We start from the raw sequence: 26,663 nt of genomic DNA on the forward strand, positions 1-26,663 counted from the left end.
TATAAAATTTATATTTTATGGGCAGATAGCATAATTAATTTTATTTAAACTTAGTTGGAATTATATAAAGTATATGAAAATAAATAAACGCTAAAAAACTCCTTAAGTTTTATTACACTTAAGAAGTTTTCTATTTATCCTGTATATTCTATAGCCATATTTCTACCTAATGATTTAGCCCTATATAGTGCTTTATCTGCTTTCTTTACTCCTTCAAAAAAGTCAAACTCATTCTCATCAAATTCATAAACACCAAGGCTTAATGTAATACGATTATGTTTTTTACTAGTTAAATAATAATATTTATTATCTTCTACACTCTTTCTAATTCTCTCTGCAATTTTTTTTGCTTCTACTAAGTTTATATTTGGTAATAATACCAGAAATTCTTCTCCACCATATCTGCCTAAAAAATCAGTACTTCTGATTTCATTTCTTATTATTTCACTAACATCTTTTAAAACAATATCTCCTATATCGTGTCCATAATTATCGTTTATTTGTTTAAAATAATCAACATCTATCATTATTATAGAGAAATTTTGTTTAGTTTCTAATTTATTATTTAAAATATTTTCACCTTTATCTAATATAACATTTCTATTAAACATTCCTGTTAATGAATCATATTTTGCAAAATGTTCTACTTTATTAAATAATTTACCATTTTCAAGAGCAATAGCTATATACGAAGATAAAATTTTAAGTTCATTTAAATCATTCTTAGTATATTCATTTTTCTTGTAACTTTGAACACTCATGACACCTATAGATTTATTTTTAATAATTATAGGAATATATAATATAGATTCAGGAATATTTTTATATTTTTTAACTGAGAATTCTTTTACATACTCTGTATATTCATTCTCAATATTATTAATTAAAATTTCTTGTTTAGTATTAAAACAATAAACACCAAAGCTATTTTTATTATCAATAGAAATAGAACATAGATTTTTAAATTTTCCATTATCTATGAATAGCTTATAATCTAATGAATTTTTTTCCTCATTAAATAATCCAATTCCAAATATATCTGTAGTAATTAATTTTTTTACTTCTACATAAATAGTATATAATAGCTTATCTATATCCAGTATTGATATTATTTCTTTTCCTAATTCTGAAATTCTTTCTATCTTATTATATAATTCTCTATATACATTAGCTTTTTCTTCTAAATTCTTATATTTAAAAATACTAAGCCAGCTACTACTGTGTAAGTCTTGTAGTGTCTTTTCATACTTATTATATTTTTTCATTGCTTCAAAAGCTTTTTTATATTCTTCCTGTTTCTCATAAATTGTTGTTAGTTCTTTATAAACTACTGATTTTAATTCAACAAAATTTGTTTTTTCTAATAATTGAATACATTCTAAAAATTTTTGCTCTGCTAACCAATAATTTTTATCATGTAAATTACAAATCCCCCATCTTATTAAAATCTTTATCCTTAAATAATCATCATTATCTTTAAGATTATCTAATGACTTTTTAAATAATTTTATTCCATCAGCTTCTTTTTTCTTTTTATATAATATATCTGCCGTTATAGATAAAAGCTCTGATTTATAAATTTTAGTTTTATTTTTTTCTATAATTTTTAATCCAACTTTAGAATAACTTAATGCTCGTTCTAAATCATTTATAAAAAGTGCACATTCTGCTAAAATAGTGCATATTAATATTTCATGTTTAAAATCTAATTCATTTTTATATGGTTTTACTCTTTTAAGTATATTAATAGACTCATCATAATTATTAAAATTAATATAAGCATATGATATATTAAGTAATAATACTACCGATAGTTTTCTATTTCCTAACTTTCTTGCTATATCTGCTCCTCTTAGTGCATTAATTATTGCTAAATCGAATTGTCCTATCTTTAAATAATCAACTAGTAGTGCATTGCAGGTTACACCAATTCCTTCTAAATCTTTTATTTTTTCAAAGTATTCCTTTGACACTGAATGTAAATTTATCGCTTTTTTAAAATTACCTTCAAGTTGTTCACACCATCCAATGTATATTAAACTCCAATATCTTGCTAACTTATAATTAAGTTTTTTTGAAATATACAAAATATATTCCATAACATTTTTTACATACTGTGTATCATTTTCAATATTACAGACTGCAAATTCTCTAAAGTATTTTATATAACTCTCATTTTTTATAAAAACTTTAATGTGCTCTTGTAATTCAGGAAACTTCATAAATAGTTAACCTCCATGTCAAATCATTAAGTCAATACACAAATTAGTTAAAATTTACTGAACCATCTTTATTAAAATTATAAGTATATCCATCTATGGTTTTAGTGGTTGTATTCATTGTTCCATCTTCATTAAAGTAATAATATTTATTATTTTTATATAGCCAACCTATTCTCATAGTACCAATATAATTTATATAGTACCAATTCCCTGAATAAAATAACCATTCTCCACTTTTCATACTTCCATCAGCATTAAAATAATACCAATCATTTTGGTTTTTTAGCCATCCCACAGCCATTCTTCCATCATTTCTTAAAAAGTATCTATTTTTATTATATGTTATCCAACCTGTAACCATTTCACCATTATTATTTAGGATATACCAATTTCCTTTATAAGGAATCCAACCTATTTGCATAGCACCAACAGAATCTAAGAAATACCATTTATCCTTATATAAGACCCAACCTGTCCTCATAATTCCATCATAACCTAAGTAATACCATTCATCATCTTCTAAAATCCAACCTGTTTGTCTTTCTCCATTAGAAGCTGAACAATACCAGTTACTATCTACACAAAACCAACCTGTTCTCATATTCCCTCTTCTATTAAGATAAAAATACTTACCATAATTAATATCATAAAACCATTTATCTGTTATAGGTTTTCCTAATGAATCGTTATATCTCCACCTACCATTAACAATTACCCATTGATTAGGTTTTATAACTGAATTTATAGCATTTGATACGTCTGGTGATATAGGTATTCCTACATACATATCTAAATTATATTCCTTAAATCTATTTGTCTCTTTATCAATAACTTTAATTTTAATTTCATATTTCCCTATACCACTAAATCTTATTCTAATAAGATTAGGGTAATCTAATTCAGTACCATTAACAATCACTTTATATTTTTCATCTTTTGTAACTGCTTTAAGAATAACTTTTGATGTATCATCATCTATTTCAATGTTATAAAAATTTTTATCTTTTTTAAATCCAATATTACTTGAATCAATATTTATATCATCTAAAAGATAATTATATTCATTACCACCCCTATATATATACAAAGTATACATAGCAGTTGTGGCACTATTATCGTCTCTAACTTCTATTTCAATTTTATTTTTTCCCATTTCTAAAGGAACTATTTCTCTATACTTATCATCTCTTGATATAATTTCTCCATTAATTCTAACAGTATCATCATGATCTTCGGGTCTAGCTCTAACAATTATTTCTTCAAGTGATTTATCTACATCTAAAACATATGAATACTTTTTTTTAGAAAAATCAATATCATATTTGTCACTTAAATATATATTATCTAAATATACTTTATTTGATGCATATACTTTTTTATTAATAAAATTTAGATATTCTGAAGGTTCTAATACTGAAAATAAATTAATAACTAAAAAGCAAATGATAATATTTCTAAAAAATTTCTTCAAACTTATTCACCATCCCCATAAATACTTGAATACTATTAATTTTAACATTTTAATGATTTATAGTAAATTAACATTAACTTAATATACTATTAATTTTTATAAATCATATTTTTTTTAATAATATATTAATATATACACAAATAAAGTAGCAGGAATAATTAATTTAATATTAAAATTAATTAAATATTTTGAAATCCACTTTAATATAACAAATTAGCTATGCCATACTTTTTAGTTAAAAGTTGATAATTAAAAGTTGATAATTAAAAGTTGATAGCTTTTGTTGAAAGTCTAAGGTTTTCTAAAATCTAATTTCCTAGACATGTAAAAAGGAAGGTCATATAAAAATATATGACCTTCCTTTTTTCTCTCTCTAATAATTAACGATATAATTGAAAATTTACTATAATTATATCATATTTTTTCCATGAATCAATGTATTTTAATAATATTCGTTTACAAATTGTAATTTTAATAAAAATTTTCCATAATATATAGTTTTTTAATATAAAATTATATAATTCAAAAATAAAAATGCCTCAGAGAAAATTTCATATCTCAAAGGCATTTTAACTTAAAACAACATTAAATTATAATCTAATAATAAAATATTGCTTTAAAATTTAATATTATCTTATCCAAGTACCAGTTGCTCCTAATCTATATCCACTAACTGTTGTATTTTTAAGCATTTTTCCTGAACCATCTAAGTAATACCATGCACCACTCCAGCTAGATTTTATCCAACCAGTTTTCATTGCTCCTGATGAAGTTAAGTAGTACCATTCATTGTTTATATAAGCCCATCCTTTTTGCATTTGACCACTATATGGATTTAAGTAATACCAAGTTCCTTTATCAGCAAACCAACCTTTTTTTGTAGTTCCATCCCATTGGAAGTAGTACCATGCACCAGTATTTCTATCTATAAACCATGAATTCTTAATAGGTTTTCCTGTTGCATCATTATACATTAATTGTCCATTAACAGTTACCCATTGATTTGGTCTAACAATTTTATTTTCATTATTTTTATCTTTATCTTCATCTTTATCCTTATCTTTATCAGAAGATCCTCTATTAATGATTAATGTATAAGTTCTTTCATTATCATCATCATCTTTAAGTCTTATTTCAATTTCATTTTTACCTTTATCTAAATCTATCTTTTCTTTATAATCATCGTCTTCATCAACATGAAATCCACCGATTCTAACTTTATAATCATCATCATCTGGCTCAGCTACAATTTTAACTCTATCTTTATCTTTATCAACATCTACAGTATAAGTTGTTTTGCTTTCTTTTAAGTGAATTTCATCTCCATCAACTTCAAGTTTGTCTAAATAAATATCATCATAATCGTCATCATCATCGTCATCATCATCATCTTTGTCTCTATCACGTTGTACGTATACTTTGTATGTTTCAGATGTATTCTTCTTATTATCTTTTTTCCATACTTCTATTTCTATTTTTGTAGAAGATGATTTTACTTTTATACTATCATCTTTATCGTATTCTTTAGATCCTTTACTTATTTCATAATCATATCCATCTTCAACTTCTGGTACTATATAAACCTTATCTCTAGATTTTATATCCACATAATATCTAGTTTTATCTGAATCAAAATCAACTTCATCTCTTCTCTTACATCTATCATCATCATAAAGTTGTAATTCACTTCCACTACGTGATTTTCTAACTTCTAATCCCTTAAGCTTAGCTTTTTTAGAAGTTTCAGCAGCATTAGCTTCTGTTGTAAATAAGCTTGTATACTTTACAGGACCAACTGCTGTAAAAGCTGCTACAGTAAGTAATGATGCTACTGTTCTTTTCAATATTTTATTCATTTAACCATTCCTCCCTTATATGTTGTATATTTTACCATGGTAATCACAGCAAATACATTAATATAAACTTAAGATATTCTTAATTATTTTGTCATAACTTAAGCTTCATTTAATAATACAAATACTAAGAAAATTTTGGGTACTTTTTTATTATCTTCCTATCCAAGCCCCATCTGAACCTAATATATATCCATTAATTGTTACATTAGATAACATCATTCCTGAAGAACTAAAATAATAATATTTTCCATTATCTACAATCCATCCATTACTCTTCATTACTCCAGTCTTTCTACTAAAGAAATACCACTTAGATCCACTTTTTAACCATCCTGTATACATAGTTCCATTATCGTTTAAATAATACCAATTATCATAAGAAAGTATCCATCCAGTTTGCATAGCTCCACTTTCATCTAAATGATACCAAGAATCTCCATATTCTATCCAACCTGTTTTCATATTTCCATTCTCGTCTAAATAATACCAATTTCCTGAAGACTTATCATTATACCATTTATTTTTAATAGAATTTCCAGTTGAATCATTATATTGCCAATTGCCATTAACTTCTACCCATTGATTATACTTTTTATTAGTATTAACTGGTGTATTTGGTTTAATTGTGTTTGAATTATTATTTGTTTTATCATTTAAATTTTCATTATTAGAAGTAGAAGTACCTTCCCTATTTGAATCACTATGCTGATCTAAATCAGTTCCACTCTTTACATATATTTTATAAGTTCTTAATACATTATCTTTAATATTATCTTCGTCAAATTCACCTGATTCATATAATCTTAAATAAAGAGTAGTTGTTCCTGAATTAATATCTATTTCATCACCAAGTTCGAAATAATCATCATCTTTTCCTTTAAATATATATGCTTCATAATCTTTATCAATATCTGCATTAATATTTACAGTATCTATACTTTTAGTAACTTTAATATAATAAGTTGTAGTATTAAAATTAAACTTTACTTCATCAGAATCTTTGAAATTTGAAGAATTATAAAGTTGTAATTCCTTTGAACTATCTCCTTTACATACAACCATATCACCAAAGTCATCTTTACTCATACTGACTGAAGCATAAGCTTTTACCATTCCTAAATTAATATATTTTACTGGAGCAATAGTTGTAAATGCACTTACTACAAGAGTAGTTGCAATTATATGTTTTAATCTTTTATTCATTATTTAATCCCCCTATTTCCATAATTATCCTTTTTGCACTATTATATCAAAAATAATATTAATAGTCATCTTATGATTTTGTTAACTCTAGTTGCAATTATTCAATTAATTCACCAGAAGGTGAAAAATAATACCATTTTCCATTATCCAATATTCTTTCATTCATCATTTTGCCTAATAAATTAAAATAATACCATTTTCCATCAATATTTTTCCAACCTATAGCCATTTCTCCATTTAAATCAAAATAATACCACTTATTATCTTTATTCAACCAACCAGTTGTCATGTTTCCATATGAATCTAAAAAATACCACTTATCATTAAATGTATCATGATTCCAGTCATATTTAACTGGATTTCCACTGTAATCATTATATTGCCATAATCCATTTACCTTAATCCATTGATTTCTTTTCTTATTATCTAAAACCTGATGATCAAATTTACTTAATGAATCTTTATTATTATTTTTTTCGTCACTTTCATAATCCACCAATTCTGTTATTGAATCACCTATATTATTTTTTAAAGAATTTTTATTATCTTCTAATGACTTTTTAACTGTTATTCTATATTCTTTTTTTACATTCTTATCATCATCTGCATCAGATTTTAAATCATAAGTTTTTATATAAATCTTTGTTATTCCATCAGATAGTAAAATATCTTTTCCTTTATAATTTCTTTTTCCATCATTTTTATATATTGCATAATATGATGCATTGGTAGATGTATTTATTGTAATAGAATTAACAGAGTTATCTACCTTAATACAATAATTTCTTTTAGATTTTTTGCTAAAATTAGTTTTTTTCCACTCACTATCTAATAACTGTATCTCTTCACCACTCTTAGATTCAAATACTTCTAATTTTTTAAGTAAAAATTCCTCATTATGTGTAGCTGCATATGCCTTAGCACTGTTAAATATATCATAACTTACTGGTGATACTGAAGAAATAGCTCCTATAACAAGCATAAATGCAATAGTTCTTTTTAATTTTCTATTCATTCTATCCTCTCTTCCATAATGTAATTCATAGATATTTTTCCATAATAATCTTACATATTAATATATTATACAACACATAGTTATGAATTCATAATTAAAAAAAGTGGCTACGCCACATTTTTTAGTTAAGAGTGGATAATTGAAAATTGAAAGTTTTGGTTAAAAATTCTAAAGATTTTCTAAAAATATATACTTTAAAATTTTCTAATGAATTTTATCCTTAACTCTCAACTTTCCACTATCAACTCTAACCTTATCTATCCTCTATTTTTAATTCTCGACTAATATTTCCTTCAACTTAAATTTCAACTAATTTCAAAAATTTAAAATTATACGAAGTACTTATAAATTCATAATTTTAAAAAGTGACTACTCCACGTTTTTTTAGTTGAGAGTGGATAATTGAGAATTGAAAGTTTTTGTTGAAAATCCTAAAGATTTTCTGAAAATATATACTTTAAAATTTCCTAAGGAATTTTCTCCTTAACTATCAATTTTCAACTTACCTATCCTCTCCACTATCAACTTACCTGTCCTATACCCTCTCAACTAATATTTGATTAATCTAGATTTTATCCTTTTAAACTTCCATCTGAATTAAAGTAATATTTTGTTCCATCTATATATCTTGAACCTTTAATCATTTCTCCATTTAAATTAAAATAATACCATTTTCCATCTACTAACATCCAATCACTCTTAGTCATTTTTCCACTTTCATCTAAATAAAACCATTTATTTTTATGATATATCCATCCTGTTTGCATAGCTCCAGTAGAATCTGCATAATACCAATTTCCATCATGTCTAAACCATCCTGTTTGCATCTTACCAGTTGATTTAAAGCAATACCATTTTCCATTAACTAATTCCCAATCAGTTGCTACCATTCCACTATCTTTTAAATAATACCATTCTTGATCATCATACACCCATTTTGAAGTTTCAATATATCCAGTAGTTTCATTAAAATAATATTTTTCATCTCTATTTACAGAATACCATCCTTTAGCTACTGTTCCATCAGCTTTTAAATAACATGTATTTTCTCCATCTTGAGCCCATTGAGATTTCCTTACTTCTCCTTTTTCATCAAGGCAATAAATTTTGTCACCATCTTTTATCCATTGACTATAAAGTTGATAACCCTTTTTAGGTGAAAAGTAACATCTCTTTCCATCAACAATTTGCCATCCTGTTTCCATAGCTCCATCAATTCTATTAAAATAATAATTTTTTCCTTTTATTTCATGAACGCCTCTATATTTAATACCATCTTCATCATAGTAATAAACATATCCGTCATGCTTGTCCCAACCTTCTTCTTTATCTATTTTATCAAAGAAATCTTCAGTACTATCATCTAAATCATCAAATAGATCAGTGATAGAATTAGAAACTCTATCTACAGAATCAGCTACATCATCTAAAGCTTCTGTAATAGTACTACTAATATCTCCTATTATTTGTTTAATATTTAATTTATCAACTATCTTTTTTAAAATATCTTCCCCTAAATTTTTTATTATTCCTTCTGCTTTATCTACTAATTCTTTAACTGAATTACCTATAGTGCTTAATTTAGTAGTATCAACATATATTATTTTATTTTCTTTTAATAACATTCCAGCTATTGGTCCTCCAATTACAACTCCACTTGCTAAAACTGTATTATCTGATTTTATACATGAGTATTTATAAACTGGTATTTGTTGCATTGCACTTTGCAATTTTGTAGTTGTTTCTGCAATGGCAATTGGTAACATTTTTTCAACTATCCCTTTAATCTTAGCATCAATCTCAGGCATTTTTGCTATTTGTTCATCTGATAATGCTGACAATTCAGGATGTTCTTTTTTAGCCTTAATAATTACTCCTTTTTTCACTTGCTCTGTAACCTCTTTAGTTACCATTGGAGTCACTATTTTCTCTATTAATTCTTTATTTAAATCTACTTTTACATATTTCATAAATGTAAGTCTTATATCATCTGCATCAGTATATACATTATCCTTTAAATATTTCTTTAAACCAGCTTGAACTTTAGCTTCATCAGATGCTGTCCATTGTCCTTCTGTTGTTGCTGCATAAGCAGTAATATTTCCTTTGAATATATCTCTAGGTGCTATTGCTACTAATGAAGTTGCAACAAGTAATAATGCCATAACTTTCTTAATTCTCTTTATCATCATTTTATCCCCCTTGATAATTTCAAAATTAAAAAATTTACTATAATAAAATTTCTAATTTATTTGTTATTTTAACCATTAAAATTTTTATTTTAATTTGTCCATATCAAAATTTATGTACTAAGTGATTTTCTAAAATACAATTTAAAATCCTTTTTATATTCTAAATTATATTTTACCTCATACTTAAAATATAAGAAACCATTCTATTAGGCACATCCAAATAAATAGCTAGTCAGTATGCTAATTTATTTATATTCATATGCCTTATATTATGAATATCTATTATTATACCACTTATACTCATTAGTTTAAATATAAAATTGACCAATGTTCATTTATAAAAAAGTGGCTAAACCACACTTTTTAATTGAGAGTTGATAATTGATTTAAATTATATTTTATAAGCTCCCCCCTTAGATTTTTAGTAATATAATTTGCAAAAAAATACACCCAAAGGTCATTATGACCCCTAGGTGCAATTTTTAATATACTTCTATAAAATAAGCTTTCCATCTTCAGAAAAATTATATAATTTTCCTTGAATAGTTACTTTTCCCTTTTGAATCAATCCATTTTTATTTGCATAATATGATGTTTCACAATCACATATCCATCCTGTTTGCATTACTCCTCTTGAGTTTGAAAAATATTCTCCTTCACCATCTTTGATCCAGCCTGTTTGCATTTCACCATCATCATTTAAATAATACCAAGCATGTCCATCCTGAATCCAACCTTTTTTTACAAATCCATTATAAAAAAAATGCCATTTACCTTTTAATACTTTCCAACCACTGTAATCAAACTCCATTAGTATATCCCCCCTACGATTAAAGTTTTATTTATAATAATCATCATTATTTTTCTATTATTTCACAACTAATTTAATACATTTGTATAAAAAAAGGTGGGGCAAAGCCCCACCATATTTTATTTATGATAATTATCTATTTATAATTATCTAATCCAAGCTCCGTTAGCTCCTAAAACATATCCGTTTACAGTTGTGTTAGAAAGCATTTTTCCTGAACCATTTAAGAAGTACCAAGTACCATTGTCATTTAACCAACCAGTCTTCATTGCTCCTGAAGCTTGCATGTAGTACCAAGTTCCGTTGTCATTGATCCAACCAGTTTTCATAGCTCCTGATGCTTGCATAAAGTACCAAGTTCCATTAACATTTTGCCATCCAGTTAACATAGCTCCTGAAGCATTAGTTAAGTACCAAGTTCCGTTATCATTGATCCATCCTGTTTGCATGTTTCCAGATGCATTTAAGTAGTACCAAGTTCCGTTGTCATTTAACCAACCAGTAGCTTTAGTTCCATCAGCTTTAACATAAGCCCAAGTTCCATCTGAATTCTTATTCCATCCAGTAACAACTTCTGGTTTTTCAGTTTCTTCAGTTTCATCAGTTGACTCTTCTTGTCCACCAATTACTGAATAAACTTCATCTTTTTCATTCCAAACAACCATGTTATCTTTGTTGTAAACTGACATTTTATCCATAGATCCGTCTACTTTATAAACTTTGTCCCAATCTTCTTCATTGTCAAATTTATAAATAGCTCCACCGTCTAATAACCACATGTTACCGTCAACATCTATGTCAAAAGCAATTCCTTCTTCTGTATCTACATCTTCAATTTCAGTGTAAGTATATCCTCTTTCAGTAGAGAATTTAACTGTTTTAACAGCAACTTCTATTCCTTCAGCAGTTTCTGTTGTTTTGTAAGCTACTAATTTTCCATCTACAGCGTTGAATGACATATCAGCTAATTCTGCAGTTGCATCTACGCCTTCTTCATCTGTTATAGCATAGTTATATACTGTCTTAGCATATTTAGCTCCATCTATATCATCAGAAGCTTGAGCTTTAGATATCTTTTGGATAACTTTTAATGTAACTTTTCCATCTTCAGCAGTTACATCAACATTGTTGATTTTAGCAACTGTATCAGTTCCAGCAGTTATTTCTATAGTTGCTGTTCTGTATATGTTAGCTGAATCTTGTGCAATTACTTTTGCATCAACAATTTTAGCTGAAACTTCTTGTCCATCTGTAATTGAATCTTCAGCATCTTCTGTGTTGTGTAAAGTAACTGATTTTGTGCTTGATCCAGTTGTAACTTCTACTCTAATTTTTCCTAAGTTATAATCAGCATCTATATACTTTCCTTCAAGATCTGTGTAAACATTCTTTCCATCATATTTAACACCATACCAAGCGTCAGCATATTTAGCACCTTCTAATAAAGTAAAATCATCAACTGATTTTAATTTATCGTGTTCAGTTTCATATCTGTCATCAGCTTTATCTTTCATTTGTTTTCTTAAAGCTACTGCTAAATCATCTAAGTTATCTTCTGATAAGTCTTCATCTATAACTTTACCTGTTTCTAAATTTATGTAGTAATCTCCACCTTCAACTGAAAGATATTTGTCAGAATATATTCCTTCAACATTTACTCCAGTATCAATGTCTTCTAATTCTGTATATTTTCCAGAATTTAAATAGTAAGCAGCATCAGTATCTCCATCTTTGATGTTACCATCAACAAAGAATTTTCCATCTTTAAATGCTACTGCATTATAGATTGAACCATCCTTTGATTCTATTCTTTCGTAGTCAGCAGCGCTAACCCCTGTTGGAACGATTGAAGCTACAGCTGTTGCAGCAACTAAAAGAGCAGTTAATTTGTTCATTCTTTTTATCATATTCTTTTCTCTCCTTGTTCTCTTATCATTTGTGATATTTAATTTATTAAAAGCTTTATCTTTTGTAACTACGGCTTTGCTGTATGTTTTCCATACTCCCTTGCCATGACTTTATTCTAGCATCTTTCGACACATTTGAAAATAGTTTTTTTCGAAATTATTACTAGATTATATTTCCTAGAGAAGAATTTAAAAGAATTGGATATTACAAAAACCATTTTTTTTTACATAATTTTATATATATTCATTATAATGAAATAAATATACTATATTTATTCATTTTTATTCTTTATATTCATTTAATTTTATAATAATATATAAATTTCCATTTTCCTTGTATCCATTATAAAATCAACAAAATTCCGATACTTTTAAACCAAAAATAACAATATATATACGTATATATATTGTTGTAAATTCTTATTAAACCTTAAATAAAGTGGCTACAACACACTTTTTAGTTAAGAGTGTATAATCCAAAAGATTAGCGTTAATGATCATTACATCACTTTATAGTTGAAAATCCTAAATATTTTCTGAAAATACATGTTTTAAAATTCACCAAGGATTTTTTTCCTCTACTTTTCATTATCTACTATCAACTTATCCATCCTCTCAACTCTTGTCTTACCAATCCTCTCAACTTTCAACTAATCTTTACTTTAACTTAGAAACTTTAAAATCTTCTAAATAATAAAAAAACGCCATGAGCAAAAACTCACAGCGTTTTTTATCATAATTACTAAATTAAAATAGTGAATATAATTCTTCAGTTAAACTAACTTAAAGCTCCATCTTGTCCTAAATTATACCATTTTCCATCTAGGAATATAAAGCCTGTCTTCATTTTTCCTGCTGAATCAAAATAATAGTCCTTACCATTTATTCTTTGCCAACCAGTTTTCATTACACCACTCTTGTCTAAATAATAGTAATACTTTCCGTCATATAACCAGCCTTTTCTCATGGTTCCATCATCATTTAAATAATACCAATTTAAATCATAATATTGCCATCCTCTTCTCATAGTACCATTATCTAATAAGAAATACCAATTACCCTTGTATAATTTCCAACCAGTCTCTAGCATTCCATTAGGTCCAAACATATACCATGTCTTATCATAATATGACCAACCTGAATTCTGCATAGCTCCATCGGCTTGAAGATAGTACCAATATCCATTATTTTTAAACCAACCAGTTTTCATGGTTCCATCTGCATTTAGATAATACCATTTTCCACTCTCATTTATCCATCCATCTCTTTCCATGTATCCACTGACATTTACAAAGTACCATTGCTTATCATACTTTACCCATTTATTTTTTACTTGAACACCTAATGCATCATAAAATGTCCAATCATCACCAGATAACACCCATTCATTAACAGCTTGTATTTTATCTCTAATTATACTAACTCTATATAGAGTTGTAGTTTTCTTATCTTCTGCTGTAACTTCTATATTAACAAGATTTGCACCTATTTTTAAATCAATATAATCAGATTCTTGTGAACTTGCATATTCTCTACCATCTATCTTTACTTTTGCTTTATCATTTTGAGCTGTAAATACAAGTTTAGTTCTTCTTACTGCTCTATCAACTTTTACAGTATAAAGATATGTTTCTGAATCAAATTTTGGAGATAATTTACCTTCCGTACTCTTAAGAGTTGAAAGTTTTACATTATCTTTTGAATATCTTCTTGTAATAACTATATTATAAGTGCTTGTATCACCTTTAGCATCAGTAACTTTTATTTCTACCTCATTAGCACCTTCATCTAAACTAATGTATCCGGTAGTTCCTCCACTTACAACTTTTTTTCCATTAACCCTAATAGTAGATGTAGAATACTCTGCTGTTGGAGTAATAGTTACAGCAGTGACTTTATTTTCAACAGTAGCTGTATAGTCAAAAGTTTGCTTATTAAATGATGGTGAAATTGTTGCTGATTTTATTTTTAAAGATTTTAAATATGAACTTCTTGGTGCTTCAGTTCTAGTAACCTCTATATTATAAACTTCAACTTCTCCATCTTGTGTAGTAACTTTAATAGCTATATCATTTTTTCCTTCTTTTAATGATATAGGTTGACTATTAGATCCACTTTTTACAATAACACCATTTATTCTTATAGTAGATGAATTATCTACTGCTGTTGGTTTTAATGTTATTTTTTCTGTTTTTGTTGGAACTTTAGCTGTATATTCTGTAACTTCTGAATCAAATCTTGGTGATAATGTTACTCCTGTTAAATATTTTAATTTAGGAGTTCCTTTTTTAGAAATTACAAGTTTAAATACTTTAGTACGTCCATTAACTGTTCTACTTATAAGTATTTCATTATCTCCACCACTTAACTTAAATGTTCCAGTCTTGCCATCTTTGGTAATTCTAACACCTGATGTTATAGATTTACCATTTTGATCTACTATACTAACCTTAGCAGTACTTACATCATCACCTAATCCTGATAGGTAATAATCATCTCCACCAGTATTATAATCTAAATCAAGATTCATTGTTCCACCACTACCAGATGCAACTATCATTATTTTATCAAATTTAAATTTATCTGCATTTTCTTCTTTAAATTTAAAATTCACATTATAAGATTTAACCTCTTGAGTTCCTAAATCTTTTACTTTTATAGTAGCATTAAAATCATTATACTTAGTTATAGCTATTTTATAGCTTGTAACTCCATTACTTATTGAACTTGCAATTTTAACACCACTGGAACTAGACGTTACCCCTTCAAGTTTATAATATGACGTATCACTTGATTTTATATTAATAGTTGATGCAGACATATCAATTTCATCTGTGTAATAAGAATTTGTAGAACTCTTATTAATATCTAAAATGGCTCCACCAGCTTCTACATTAAATCCCAAATTCAATTCTGCTGCATTAGCTGATTTAATATTACCAAGTTGAATTCCTGTAATCATAACTGTCAATACTAATAATTGTGAAATAATTCTTTTAAAATTAACTTTCATTATCTATTATATTGCTAATTAAATATTAATTTTAGCAATTTTCCTCCTCCCTTTTTGTTAGTAAATTAAACCTTTATCCTACAATAATTATCGTTTAAATCCATATAAAACTTTACATAAGCAATTATAGCAATTATAGGAATTTTTTTAAACACAAAAATCCAATTATTATGTCAAAATTTAATTTATTAAATACAAAAAAATCTCAAAGGCAACTATAGAGCCGTAGATTTTTTACATATCCACCTTTTCCAACGTATTTTAGAAAATTCCGGCAAACGTATAATTTTCTAAAGAACAAAAAAGCATAAAATGTAATTATGCTTTTTCATATAAAATATTTTATTGTATTAATTGACCATTAGCAGCAAAGTTATAATTAACTCCACTTATTGTCTTTTGTCCTTTTTGCATTGTTCCGTCAGAATTTAGATAATATTTTGTTTTTCCTTCTTGTAACCAGCCTGTCCTCATAGCTCCATCAGCATTTGAATAGTACCAGTTATCACCTATTTTATACCAACCAACTAACATTGATCCATCATTATTAAAATAGTACCAGAATCCATTTAACTTAATCCATCCATTAAACATTGATCCATCATAATTTAAATAATACCATTTATTATTATTTTTTAACCAGCTTGTCTTCATAGTTCCATCATCTTTTAAATAGTACCACTTATTATTAGCACCTTTAAACCATTTATTCTTTAAAACAAATCCATTAGCATCATAGTATTGCCAATTACCATCTGACTTTTTAACCCACTTATTTTTAATAGAGCTTCCTACTTTACTTGATGAATTACTATTATTTTTTCCATCTCCTGGTTTCACTGTTGTTCCAGAAGTTGAATTGCTAGAAGTTGAATTTCCACCTGGTGTTACTATTACTGGTTTACTAGTATTATTACTATTATTATTGCTACTATTATTTGATGAATTAACTACTCCTCTTGTTATATTTAAAGTATATATTCTATATTCATCATCTTCATTTTTTACCTTAACTTTTATCTTATTCTTCTTATTTAAATCTAAATTTACTGTTCTTTGATTTTTAGAATTTACACTTCTATTATCTATTGTTACATCATAATCATCATCTTCTGGCTCTGCTTCAATCTTTACTGAATCTATATTAGATGCAACTTTAACATCATATGATGTTACTTTTCTGCTAAAATCTAATTTAATATCTCCATTATTTAATGTTAAATCATCTAAATATACTGGATCTTGTCTATTATCTTCATCTTTAGAATCTGAGCTTGAAGAATCTCTTCCACCTCTATATATATTTAATGTATATATTTTTTCATTATCATCTTCATCTGTTACTACCACTTCAATAGTATTTTTACCTTTTTTAAGATCCACAGTTTCCTTATATCCATTACTTTCTCTTGCTTTCATACCATCTATTCTTACAGTATAATCTTCATCTGATGGTTTAGCTTTAATTTCTAATTCATCAACAGATGAATTTACATCTATATTATACTTTGTTTTATTTTTAGAAAAAGATATTTTACCATAATCTAAAGAAATAGTAGATAAATATAAGTCACTGTTATTTGAAGATCCTGATGAAGTTCTTTCTACATGAATTTCATATTCATCATAAACATCATTTTTAACATTGTTCTTGTCAAAACGTCCTTCTTTATAAGTTCTTACATGTAAAATTGTAGTTCCTTTTCCAAGTTGTATTTCTTCATCTGGTTCAAATGCAGTTGATCTCTTATTATCATCCACAAAAACATAAGTTTCATAATCACCATCTGTATCACAACTTACATTAACACTTCTTAATGAAGTCTTAGCATAATACTGACTTCTACTTGTCCTAAATTCTATACTTGAATCATAATCAGAATCTCTATATAAATCTAATTCTCTTGATGTATCAGTCTTATTTAATACTAAATTATCTATATGTCTACTTGAAGCATATGCTGTTGTAGTAAATAAATTCATATATTTTGTCGGTTGTATTGTTGAAAATGCACTAATTGTAAGTGCTATTGCAATGATCCTTTTCAATCTTTTATTCATTATTCTCCCTCCCATTACATATATACTAACATTTTACCATTTTCGCCTATAAAATGCATTAAATATTCCCTTAATTTTTTATTATGTTTTTATATATGGAAAAATATGGTTAATAACAAAATCTCTAATATTAAAAACAAAGTAACTATGCCAATTCTTTTGTTTTAAAGTGGATAATTAGGAATTTTTGCATAAAAATAAAGGACTCCCAAAAGGAAGTCCTTTAATATTTAAAGCTTAAATTATTTAACCCAAGCTCCGTTAGCTCCTAAAGTATATCCATTTACAGTTGTGTTAGCTAACATTTTTCCTGATGCATCTAAGCAGTACCAAGTTCCATTATCGTTGTACCAACCAGTTTTCATAGCTCCTGATGGTTGTAAGAAGTACCAGTTTCCTGAAACGATAACCCATCCAGTTTGCATAGCTCCTGAATTATTTAAGTAGTACCAAGTTCCACCAAGATTTTTCCATCCAGTTTGCATAGCTCCTGATTCATTTAGGTAGTACCAAGTTCCACCAACAGTTTTCCATCCAGTTTGCATAATACCAGCTTCATTAGCTAAGTACCAATTAGCTCCATCTTGGAACCAACCAGTTTTCTTAGTTCCGTCAGCATTAACGAATGACCAAGTTCCATCAGTTCCTTGAGCCCATCCAGCTTTAACTTCAACTTTATTGTCTTCTTCTTTATCTTTTTTATCTTCTTTGTTTCCGATTATTGAATAAACTTCATCATTTTCATCCCAAACGATCATGTTGTTTTTATCATAAACTGATAATTCAGTCATAGATCCGTCTACTTTGTAAACTTTGTCCCAATCTTCATCGTTGTCCCATTTATAAATATATCCGCCATCTAATCTCCAAAGGTTACCATCAACGTCAATATCTAATGCACACTTATCATTCTTTTTTACTTCTTCATCAGCTTGATCAGCAATATCAGTGTAGTATAAGTTATGATCCTTGTCTAAAGTTATTGTTTCAGTTTTTACTTTATCTTTTTTATCATCCTCATATGTTAAATAAGCAATGACTTTTCCCTTAGCAACTGTATATTTAACATCTTTATTATCTTTATAAATTAAAGATTTTTCAGATACTTCTTCTCCATTATCCTTAGAGATAACATAGCTAGTTACATCCTTAGCATAATTAGCTCCATCTACATCATGAGAAGCTTTTTGTTTTGATATCTTTTGAATTACATCAAAATGTACTTCTTCAGCACCAATCTTATTATCATTGTCCTTATCCTTTGTTAAACCGTCACATCTAAATGCTCCATTATTAACTACTTCAGGTTTTCCATCTTTCTTTTCTTCTTTACCAACTTTAATTCCATAAACTTCTGATATTAAAACACCATCTTCAGCTTTAATAGTAATTGTAGCTGTTCTATAAATATTTTTAGAATCTTGTCCTAAAATAGCGTTTTGTTTAACACTTGCAGATATAGCGTCATCTACTTTACCAATGTCTTCTTTATCATTTGTGTTTTCTATTTTAACTGAATCTCCACTAGTTGATTCAACTTTGATTTTTCCTAAGTTGTAATCAGCATCAATATAGTTTCCTTTTGCATCTGTGAATATGTTGAAATTTTGTCCTTCATTAACCTTATCATATTCTTCTGTTTTTGCTGGAGAAACTTCAGTTGTATACCATGTTTCTCCAAATTTATTTCCTGGAATACTTTTTATTGTATCAATACCAGCTTTATTTTCTTTTGCATCTTCTCTGTATGAAGAAGCATTTTTTTCTTCATATCTATCATCAGTATCATCTTTAAGGTTCTTTCTTAACTTTCCAGCAACTTCATCAATATCATCTTCTTTAACATCATCATCAGTTACTTTACCGTTTGTTAAATCAACAAAGTAATCTGCATCATCAACATTAACATATTTTTCACCATAAACTTCTACGTCTGAATCTGTATCTACCTTATCTAATTCAGAATATTTTCCTCCTGATAAATAATAAACACCTTCATCTTTATTGCTGATTTCATCACCATCAATGTAAGCGTGTCCATCTTTATAAGCTACTGCATTATAAACCTTTCCATCTTTTGATTCTATTCTTTCTACGTCTGCTGCATTAACTCCAGTAGCTGGAACTAATGAAACAACAGCAGCTGCAGCTACTAATAAAGCTGTCATTTTGTTTGCTCTGTTAAACATAATTTCTTTCCCTCCTAATTTTTAAAATCATCATAAATTATACCATTATAACATATTAATGTAAAGTTTGATATAAACTATGATAATATAATTATCTATTACTTTTTTGGATTTTTATGGTCAAAACCTACTTTTATCATTATACCAAAAACCTTGTTCCTGTCAATTGATTTTTTGGTATATAATTATCATATTAGAAAATTATATATTTTTAATACTTATTTTCTATATGTGTATTTTAATTCCATATATCTTACGTTATACAATACAATAATAATTTCTAATTTAGGTCCTTTTTTGAAAAAATTTATTTAAAATTCAATAATATTTATTTTATTAAATAAATTTGATTATATGGTTATAGTTGTAATTTTGACTTCTATTACATTTAATATATTTTAATAATCAGTATTATCTAAATAAAATCATCACTTTAAGTACAAAATATATAAATAACTTAAATTATTTATATATGGAGAAAGGATTTTATTTATGGTAAAAAAACATTACTTTTTTATTTTGTTATTATTTATACTTATTTTTTTAATAGGTTGTACTAATGAAGAAAATTTTACAACTAAAAATTTAACAAACCATGATAACAATATAATTACTAATAATAATGAAGAAAACTTAATAATTGATAATTCATCTAAAAGTAATGATTTGATTTCTAATAATTTTTCAAATTTTAAAGGTTTTGATATGAATGAAGATAATATAAGACTTAAATTAAATGGAAATAATTTAGATTTCACCTTGCCAATATACTTAAATAAAAATAGATATTATATTCCTTTAAATGAAGTTATATATAATTTAAATGGTAAGTTTACTAGAAATGATAACTCTTTATATTTAAATATTAATGATGAAACTTACTCAATTAATCTTTTAAACAATATCGTTAAATGTCCTAATAAAGAATTTAAATTAAAAAAAGATTTATTAAATAGTGATGATATATATTACATATGTTTTTCTGATTTATCTAATATGTTTAACTTATATACTAGATGGGTTAAAGATAACAAAATAATTAACTGCAAAATAACTTCTAATAATGAAATTAAAAATACCTCTGCAAATAATGATTTTATTAACAATCTTAATAATACTTCACAAGAAAATCAAAATAATACTACTTCTAAAAATACTCAAATAGGGCTAATAAGATTTGAAGATATATGTGTAACTTCTCAAGGTTATGATAAAAATTACTTTGAAAACCTTCGTATAATTGGAGAATATATGAATGAAGAAAATATTCCTTATCATATAGCTTGGATTCCAAGATATAAAAATCCTAACTTTAAAATAGATAATGATCCTTTAACTAAAAATAATTTTGAAATAGCAGAAATGGTATATACACTTGATTACTTAAAAAATAACAATGGTATTATTGGTTTACATGGATACACTCATCAAATTGGTGATAATGAATCAGCTGCTGGATTTGAATTTGGTAGATATGAACCTTCCACAACTATATTTAGAGAAAAAATAAAAAAAGCTATTGAAACTGCCAAATACTTAGATATACCAATAGACTTTTTTGAAGTACCTCATTATGAAATAACTCCAGAACAAAATAAAATTGCAGAAGAATATTTTAAAATACTTTATTATCCCTTTAATGATTATGGGGTTGATAAAGCTGATTTAAAAAAACCACAATTAAGTCCATATAATAATTCTTCATTATATATCTCTACCCCATTAGATTATATTGCAGAAAGCAAAGAAGAAATGTGTTTAGATAGAATAAGAAATTCAGATAATTCTAATATGGGAAGTGTGTTTTTTCATCCTTCTTTAGAAAATAAATTTATTAAACTAGATGAAGATTCTAATGGATGTCCAACATATAGCTATGAAGATAATTCTACATTAAAAAAATTGATAAATATATTAAAAGAAAAAGAATATAAAATGACTAAAGTTACAGAATTGTAGAAATTATTTCTAAATATAAAACATAATACTTTTATTTAAACATTTCTCATTTTTTTATATCTTAGAAGTAATTATAAAAGAAACCATGCATTTAATTATATTATTTATATTAATGCATGGTTTACTATTATTATTTAAACTTACATATTAAATAAATCTTTCAGCATTTTATTTAACACTACCAAATTTTTAATCTATCTTCTGGTTTCACATACATCTTATCACTTTCTTTTATTTTATATGTGTCATAAAATTTATCAAATTGTGATAATACAACATTAGCTCTTACTTTGTTAGGTGAATGTACATCATTTTGTAATTTTAAATCTGCGTATTCTTTTGTACTAATTTCACGCCATACATTAGCATTACTTTCAAAGAAATCTTTATAGTTAGCATTAGGCATCTTATTTAAAATATCTAATGCACAAGCAATTCCTCCTATATCTGCTATGTTTTCACCTACTGTAAGATCTCCATTTACATTTTTACCATTATCTAATTTCACATTATTATAAAAACTTCTTACCTTATTAGTTTTATCTTCGAATTTTTTATAATCTTCTTTGCTCCACCAACTATTTAAATTACCATCTCCATCAAACTTAGCTCCATTATTATCAAAAGCATGACTTATTTCATGACCTATAATTGCACCAATTGCACCTAAATTATGTTCTTTACTTGCCTTTGGGTTATAAAATTCTTGTTGAAGAATTCCTGCTGGAACTGTAATTGTATTAGCTGTTGGATTATAAAAAGCATTTACCATTTGTGGAGGACATGCAAATTCTGATTTATCTACTTTTTTGTTTAATTTACTTAATTGCTTTTCTTCTGTAAATTTTCCTAAATTCATTAAATTTTCTAAAAGTGATCCGCCTTCTTCATATGATCTTATTTCTAAATTAGAATAATCATCCCATTTTTTAGGATATCCAATTTGAATACCAATTTTATTTAATTTCTTTTTAGCACTCTTTTTAGTTGAATCGCTCATCCAATCTAAATTATCTATTCTCTTTTCGTAAGTTTTAATTATTTCATCAGTCATATTTTTAACATCATCTTTAGTGCTCTTTGAAAAATACTTTTCAACATATAACTTACCAAATGCCATTGGTAAAGCTGAATTAACTATACTAATAGCTTCTTCTTCTTTAGGTGTATCTCCTTTTGTTCCTAAACAAGCTTTAGAAAACTCATTTGCTGCTTTTTCAAAATCTTCTCCAAGACATGATGATAAACTAGCTAAATTATTAATTTCAATGTAGTCTTTAATAAGTGGTATATTTTCTTCTGTATAAATATCATTCATTGCTTTTAACCACTTTGGCTGTGTTAAAATTATCTTATTTGCTTTATCCATCTTAGAATCTTTAATAAAATCTTTTATCTTTAGATTTGGTGCTAATTCATCAAGCTTATCTAAAGTATATACATTATATTGATTATCTATAGCATTCGGATTTTTAGAATTTTCTTCTCTTCCTGTTATTGTTTTAGCTATCATATATTCTAATTTAAATAAGTTATCAACCTTAGTTTTAGCTTCTTCTTCTGTATTTCCTACTAAAGTTAATATTTTCTTATAATAATTTTCAACTAATCCTTTAATTCTTTTAGTATTTTCTGTTGGTTTTAAATATTCATCTGAATTACCTAAAGTAAGATGTGTTGGATAAACATAAGCTGCATATCTAGTTGCATCTTTTAAATCAACACTGCATCCTACATTTATTAATGGATTTCCTATATCATATTTACCAAGTTCTCTAATATCATCTAAAGTTTTAATATTATTAATTTTATCTAATATTCCCTTAATAGGTTCTATACCTTGTTTATTTCTTTCTTCCATATTTAAAATATTTTTATATAAATTAATAATCTTTTTTTCATCACTATCTTTTGAATAATTTTTTTCATTTGCTAATAATTCTTTCATTATCTCTTTCTTTTGCTCTGTTAAAGCTTTTTCAGCCTCATTAAAAGAAGAATTCGATACTTCCCCATCTTCAATTTTAGCAGTACTTAACCAATTCTTATTAGTTGCACTATAAAAATCATCTTGCAATCTTATGTTGCTGTCTACTGCTTTATTTTCTAATTTAACTGTGTTATTTACTTCAGCTGCTTTAACATATGTTGCTTGGGACATAAATAATGAACCTGCTAAAGCTAATGCTATAAGCCTAGTCTTCTTAAATTTTGCCATTTTAAGTCTCATCCCCTATATCTTATTTATTTTTAAATTGTAAATCTAATATACCATATTTCCCAATATAAGTATATTGACACAAATTCTTTTTGATTAAACAAATTATAAAAACCAACTTGTACATTGTTAGTTTACACAAATATAAAATTATTATTATAAGAAATCATATATTTATTAACGTTTTTTATGATTTATAGCATAACAAAATACTTCTGCTTTTTTAATTGAGAATGGATAATTTACAATTCAAAGTTATTGTTTAAAATCGCAGGTTTTCTTTAATTATATTTTTTAAAATCTTCCTGAGAATATTTATACTTAACTCTCACTTTCAACTTTTAATTCTCAATTTAACTCTTCCATATGTTTAATTCGTTTAACAAAGTTATCCATAAAAGTTCCAACAATATAATTTATTAGAGGATAAAAAAACAGATAAAATTATTACATCTTATCTGTTTTGAAAAAAATCACACCATAATGGTTCATTATATCTTAAATTTTTGAACTATATTATTAAGCTTTTGAGCAAGCTCTGCTTGACCTTGTGCTGTTAGAGCTACTTGTTCTATAGCTTTTGTAGTTTCATCCATACTCATCTTTATTGTTTCTGCTTCTTCACTTGATTTTTGTGAAGATAATGCCATAGTTTGAACAGCTTTACTTACTTGTCCAACTGTAATTGCTATTTCTTCAGACATATTAGCAAATTCCTCAGACATTTTATTTACCAAATCTGAATCATTATAATACTTGTTCCCTGTTTCCCCATAATTATTAAATTGCTTATATACATTTGTATTTATAAAATTCAATATATCACTACCTGTATCAATGCTACTTTTGAATGCTCCTTGTACTTTAGTAATAGTATCTTTAATATTTACTACTGCTTGCGAAGACTCTTCTGCAAGTTTTCTAACTTCTTCTGCTACTACAGCAAAGCCTTTCCCTGCTTCCCCTGCTCTTGCTGCTTCTATTGCAGCATTTAATGCAAGCAAATTAGTTTGTTCTGCTATACTTCCTATGGTGTCTGCCATAACTTTTATGCTATCTACTACTTTTCCATCTTCAATAGCCTTTTCCATATTCATTTGTTTTTCTTCAGTTATTTTTATAGTTTCATTAATAGCCTTTTCACCATTATTTTTAACTTCTAAAGCTCTTTCTTTAGATTTATTAGCATTATTACTTCCTTCTAAAGCCCTTGAAGAAAGCATATTAACACTTGCATCAACTTCTTCTGTAGATGCACTTATTTCTTCTGTAGTAGCACTAGATTCTTGCATACTAGAAGCAATATTATTTACAGCTTCATCTATAGTAACAGATTTTGAAGATAATTCTTGTACTGTTGCTGAAAGTTCTTCAGATGATGCACTTATATCTTGTGAATTTTCCATAATTACTTTTATTAATTCCTTTATATTTTCCTGTGCTTTATTTAAATCATTACCAGCTTGTCCAAGTTCATCTTTCCTTGTAATATTAATTGGCGCTGAAAAATCATAGCTTGATAATCTATTTGCAAATTCTTTTATTTTATTTAATGGATTAGTTATACTTTCTGTTAGTATGTATGCCATAAGAATTATAATTAAAAATACTATAATTGTATAAATTATAATTTTGTTTTTAGAGTGACTAAATTGATTTATATTATTTGAATTTGCTTTCTCTGCTAATTTTTCATTTATATCAATACACTTTTGTAAATCTTGAAACATAGACTCATTAATACTAAATAAATCTGAGTTAACAATTTTAACGGCCTCATCATAATTATTAGCTTTTACACACTCAATTACCTTAACTCTTGTCTCTCTATATTTTAATAAATAATTTTTAAAATCATTATAAGCTTTAGACTCTTCTGAAGTTAAATCTAAACTTTCATATTCCTTCATAATTTTTTCATCTTCTTTTGTTAGATCATCTATAATATTTATCTGTTCATCTAATTTAAAATTATCTATTGAATGGGCAATTTCAAGGAGATTAACTCTCATATAATTTATATTTCCTCTAATTTGTTCTAAATCTTTAATAGCTATTAAATTAGTACTATATATTTTTTTAGAACCTTCGTTTATCTTTGATGAGCTTAATATTCCTTGAAATCCTATTAAGAAAATAAAAATACATACTACTGAAAATACTAATAAAAGTTTTTTCTTTACTGCTAAATTAACAAAAAATTTCATTTTATCCTACCTTTCCTCTTTTTATAATATATTTTTAAAAATCATATACAATGAAAATACTACAAATATCAACTAAATATTGTTATATTATACCTCATTTTAAAAAAATTATAAATATGGTAAAATAAATGATTTAAAATTTCTTTATAACAAAAGTGCCTAATCAACGTTTTTAGTTGAGAGTGGATAATTTAAAAGCTTAGAATTAAGGAATTTTTTCATTAACTCTCCACTCTTAACTAATATTTAATTAAATCTATATTGTAACCTTTAAAAATTCTATATTTTCCTTAGTTAAAAAAAACAGATAAGAATTTTACATCCTATCTGCTTTTTAAA

The 26,663-nt window shown here is 26.3% G+C and carries 14 protein-coding genes; 1 reads left to right on the plus strand and 13 read right to left on the minus strand.

Going from position 1 to position 26,663, the window contains the following annotated elements:
- Nucleotides 1-134 precede the first annotated feature (134 nt).
- The 11 genes from BGI42_RS12910 to BGI42_RS12960 all read right to left on the minus strand — a co-directional run bounded on the left by BGI42_RS12910 (nt 135) and on the right by BGI42_RS12960 (nt 19,940).
- Complete coding sequence (locus BGI42_RS12910; RefSeq protein ID WP_069680691.1) at nt 135-2,222, minus strand: sensor domain-containing diguanylate cyclase; 2,088 nt, start codon at nt 2,220-2,222, stop codon at nt 135-137.
- A 43-nt stretch (nt 2,223-2,265) separates the two neighbouring features.
- A complete protein-coding gene (locus tag BGI42_RS12915; protein ID WP_242984728.1) occupies nt 2,266-3,693 on the minus strand; it encodes a cadherin-like beta sandwich domain-containing protein in 1,428 nt (475 codons plus the stop codon).
- Between the two features lie 629 nt (nt 3,694-4,322).
- On the minus strand, nt 4,323-5,549 hold the full coding sequence (locus BGI42_RS12920; RefSeq protein ID WP_069680693.1) for an N-acetylmuramoyl-L-alanine amidase family protein: 1,227 nt from the start codon (nt 5,547-5,549) through the stop codon (nt 4,323-4,325).
- A gap of 150 nt (nt 5,550-5,699) precedes the next feature.
- Nucleotides 5,700-6,752, minus strand: coding sequence for an N-acetylmuramoyl-L-alanine amidase family protein (locus BGI42_RS12925; RefSeq protein ID WP_069680694.1), 1,053 nt, complete (start codon nt 6,750-6,752; stop codon nt 5,700-5,702).
- A 97-nt stretch (nt 6,753-6,849) separates the two neighbouring features.
- A complete protein-coding gene (locus BGI42_RS12930) occupies nt 6,850-7,767 on the minus strand; it encodes an N-acetylmuramoyl-L-alanine amidase family protein (RefSeq protein ID WP_069680695.1) in 918 nt (305 codons plus the stop codon).
- Between the two features lie 572 nt (nt 7,768-8,339).
- A complete protein-coding gene (locus tag BGI42_RS12935; RefSeq protein WP_069680696.1) occupies nt 8,340-9,956 on the minus strand; it encodes a collagenolytic protease in 1,617 nt (538 codons plus the stop codon).
- 496 nt (nt 9,957-10,452) lie between these two features.
- Nucleotides 10,453-10,770 carry a collagenolytic protease gene (locus BGI42_RS12940; RefSeq protein WP_069680697.1) on the minus strand — a complete coding sequence of 106 codons (318 nt, stop codon included), beginning with the start codon at nt 10,768-10,770 and terminating at the stop codon, nt 10,453-10,455.
- 146 nt (nt 10,771-10,916) lie between these two features.
- Nucleotides 10,917-12,677, minus strand: a complete 1,761-nt coding sequence (locus BGI42_RS12945) for a PspC-like choline-binding domain-containing protein (protein ID WP_069680698.1) — start codon at nt 12,675-12,677, stop codon at nt 10,917-10,919.
- A gap of 778 nt (nt 12,678-13,455) precedes the next feature.
- A complete protein-coding gene (locus BGI42_RS12950; protein WP_069680699.1) occupies nt 13,456-15,690 on the minus strand; it encodes a cadherin-like beta sandwich domain-containing protein in 2,235 nt (744 codons plus the stop codon).
- Nucleotides 15,691-16,032: 342 nt separating this feature from the next.
- On the minus strand, nt 16,033-17,751 hold the full coding sequence (locus tag BGI42_RS12955; RefSeq protein ID WP_069680700.1) for a cadherin-like beta sandwich domain-containing protein: 1,719 nt from the start codon (nt 17,749-17,751) through the stop codon (nt 16,033-16,035).
- Between the two features lie 242 nt (nt 17,752-17,993).
- Nucleotides 17,994-19,940, minus strand: a complete 1,947-nt coding sequence (locus BGI42_RS12960) for a PspC-like choline-binding domain-containing protein (protein WP_069680701.1) — start codon at nt 19,938-19,940, stop codon at nt 17,994-17,996.
- Between the two features lie 492 nt (nt 19,941-20,432).
- Here BGI42_RS12960 and BGI42_RS12965 point away from each other — a divergent pair, with 492 nt between their 5' ends.
- A complete protein-coding gene (locus BGI42_RS12965; RefSeq protein ID WP_069680702.1) occupies nt 20,433-21,899 on the plus strand; it encodes a DUF2334 domain-containing protein in 1,467 nt (488 codons plus the stop codon).
- A gap of 178 nt (nt 21,900-22,077) precedes the next feature.
- On the opposite strand, the gene BGI42_RS12970 is transcribed toward BGI42_RS12965, so the two are convergent.
- Both BGI42_RS12970 and BGI42_RS12975 read right to left on the minus strand, forming a co-directional pair.
- A complete protein-coding gene (locus BGI42_RS12970) occupies nt 22,078-24,117 on the minus strand; it encodes a M13 family metallopeptidase (protein WP_069680703.1) in 2,040 nt (679 codons plus the stop codon).
- Nucleotides 24,118-24,608: 491 nt separating this feature from the next.
- Nucleotides 24,609-26,324, minus strand: coding sequence for a methyl-accepting chemotaxis protein (locus BGI42_RS12975; protein WP_069680704.1), 1,716 nt, complete (start codon nt 26,322-26,324; stop codon nt 24,609-24,611).
- Nucleotides 26,325-26,663: the final 339 nt, after the last annotated feature.

The organism is Clostridium taeniosporum, assembly GCF_001735765.2.
Classification (GTDB): domain Bacteria; phylum Bacillota; class Clostridia; order Clostridiales; family Clostridiaceae; genus Clostridium; species Clostridium taeniosporum.

Excerpts from the sequence above, each read along its gene's own strand:
- BGI42_RS12955 (WP_069680700.1), bottom strand. The coding sequence starts at position 17,751 with ATGAATAAAAGATTGAAAAGGATCATTGCAATAGCACTTACAATTAGT.
- BGI42_RS12950 (WP_069680699.1), bottom strand. The coding sequence starts at position 15,690 with ATGAAAGTTAATTTTAAAAGAATTATTTCACAATTATTAGTATTGACA.
- BGI42_RS12925 (WP_069680694.1), bottom strand. The coding sequence starts at position 6,752 with ATGAATAAAAGATTAAAACATATAATTGCAACTACTCTTGTAGTAAGT.
- BGI42_RS12920 (WP_069680693.1), bottom strand. The coding sequence starts at position 5,549 with ATGAATAAAATATTGAAAAGAACAGTAGCATCATTACTTACTGTAGCA.
- BGI42_RS12965 (WP_069680702.1), top strand. The coding sequence starts at position 20,433 with ATGGTAAAAAAACATTACTTTTTTATTTTGTTATTATTTATACTTATT.
- BGI42_RS12935 (WP_069680696.1), bottom strand. The coding sequence starts at position 9,956 with ATGATAAAGAGAATTAAGAAAGTTATGGCATTATTACTTGTTGCAACT.
- BGI42_RS12975 (WP_069680704.1), bottom strand. The coding sequence starts at position 26,324 with ATGAAATTTTTTGTTAATTTAGCAGTAAAGAAAAAACTTTTATTAGTA.
- BGI42_RS12945 (WP_069680698.1), bottom strand. The coding sequence starts at position 12,677 with ATGATAAAAAGAATGAACAAATTAACTGCTCTTTTAGTTGCTGCAACA.
- BGI42_RS12910 (WP_069680691.1), bottom strand. The coding sequence starts at position 2,222 with ATGAAGTTTCCTGAATTACAAGAGCACATTAAAGTTTTTATAAAAAAT.
- BGI42_RS12960 (WP_069680701.1), bottom strand. The coding sequence starts at position 19,940 with ATGTTTAACAGAGCAAACAAAATGACAGCTTTATTAGTAGCTGCAGCT.
- BGI42_RS12940 (WP_069680697.1), bottom strand. The coding sequence starts at position 10,770 with ATGGAGTTTGATTACAGTGGTTGGAAAGTATTAAAAGGTAAATGGCAT.
- BGI42_RS12930 (WP_069680695.1), bottom strand. The coding sequence starts at position 7,767 with ATGAATAGAAAATTAAAAAGAACTATTGCATTTATGCTTGTTATAGGA.
- BGI42_RS12970 (WP_069680703.1), bottom strand. The coding sequence starts at position 24,117 with ATGGCAAAATTTAAGAAGACTAGGCTTATAGCATTAGCTTTAGCAGGT.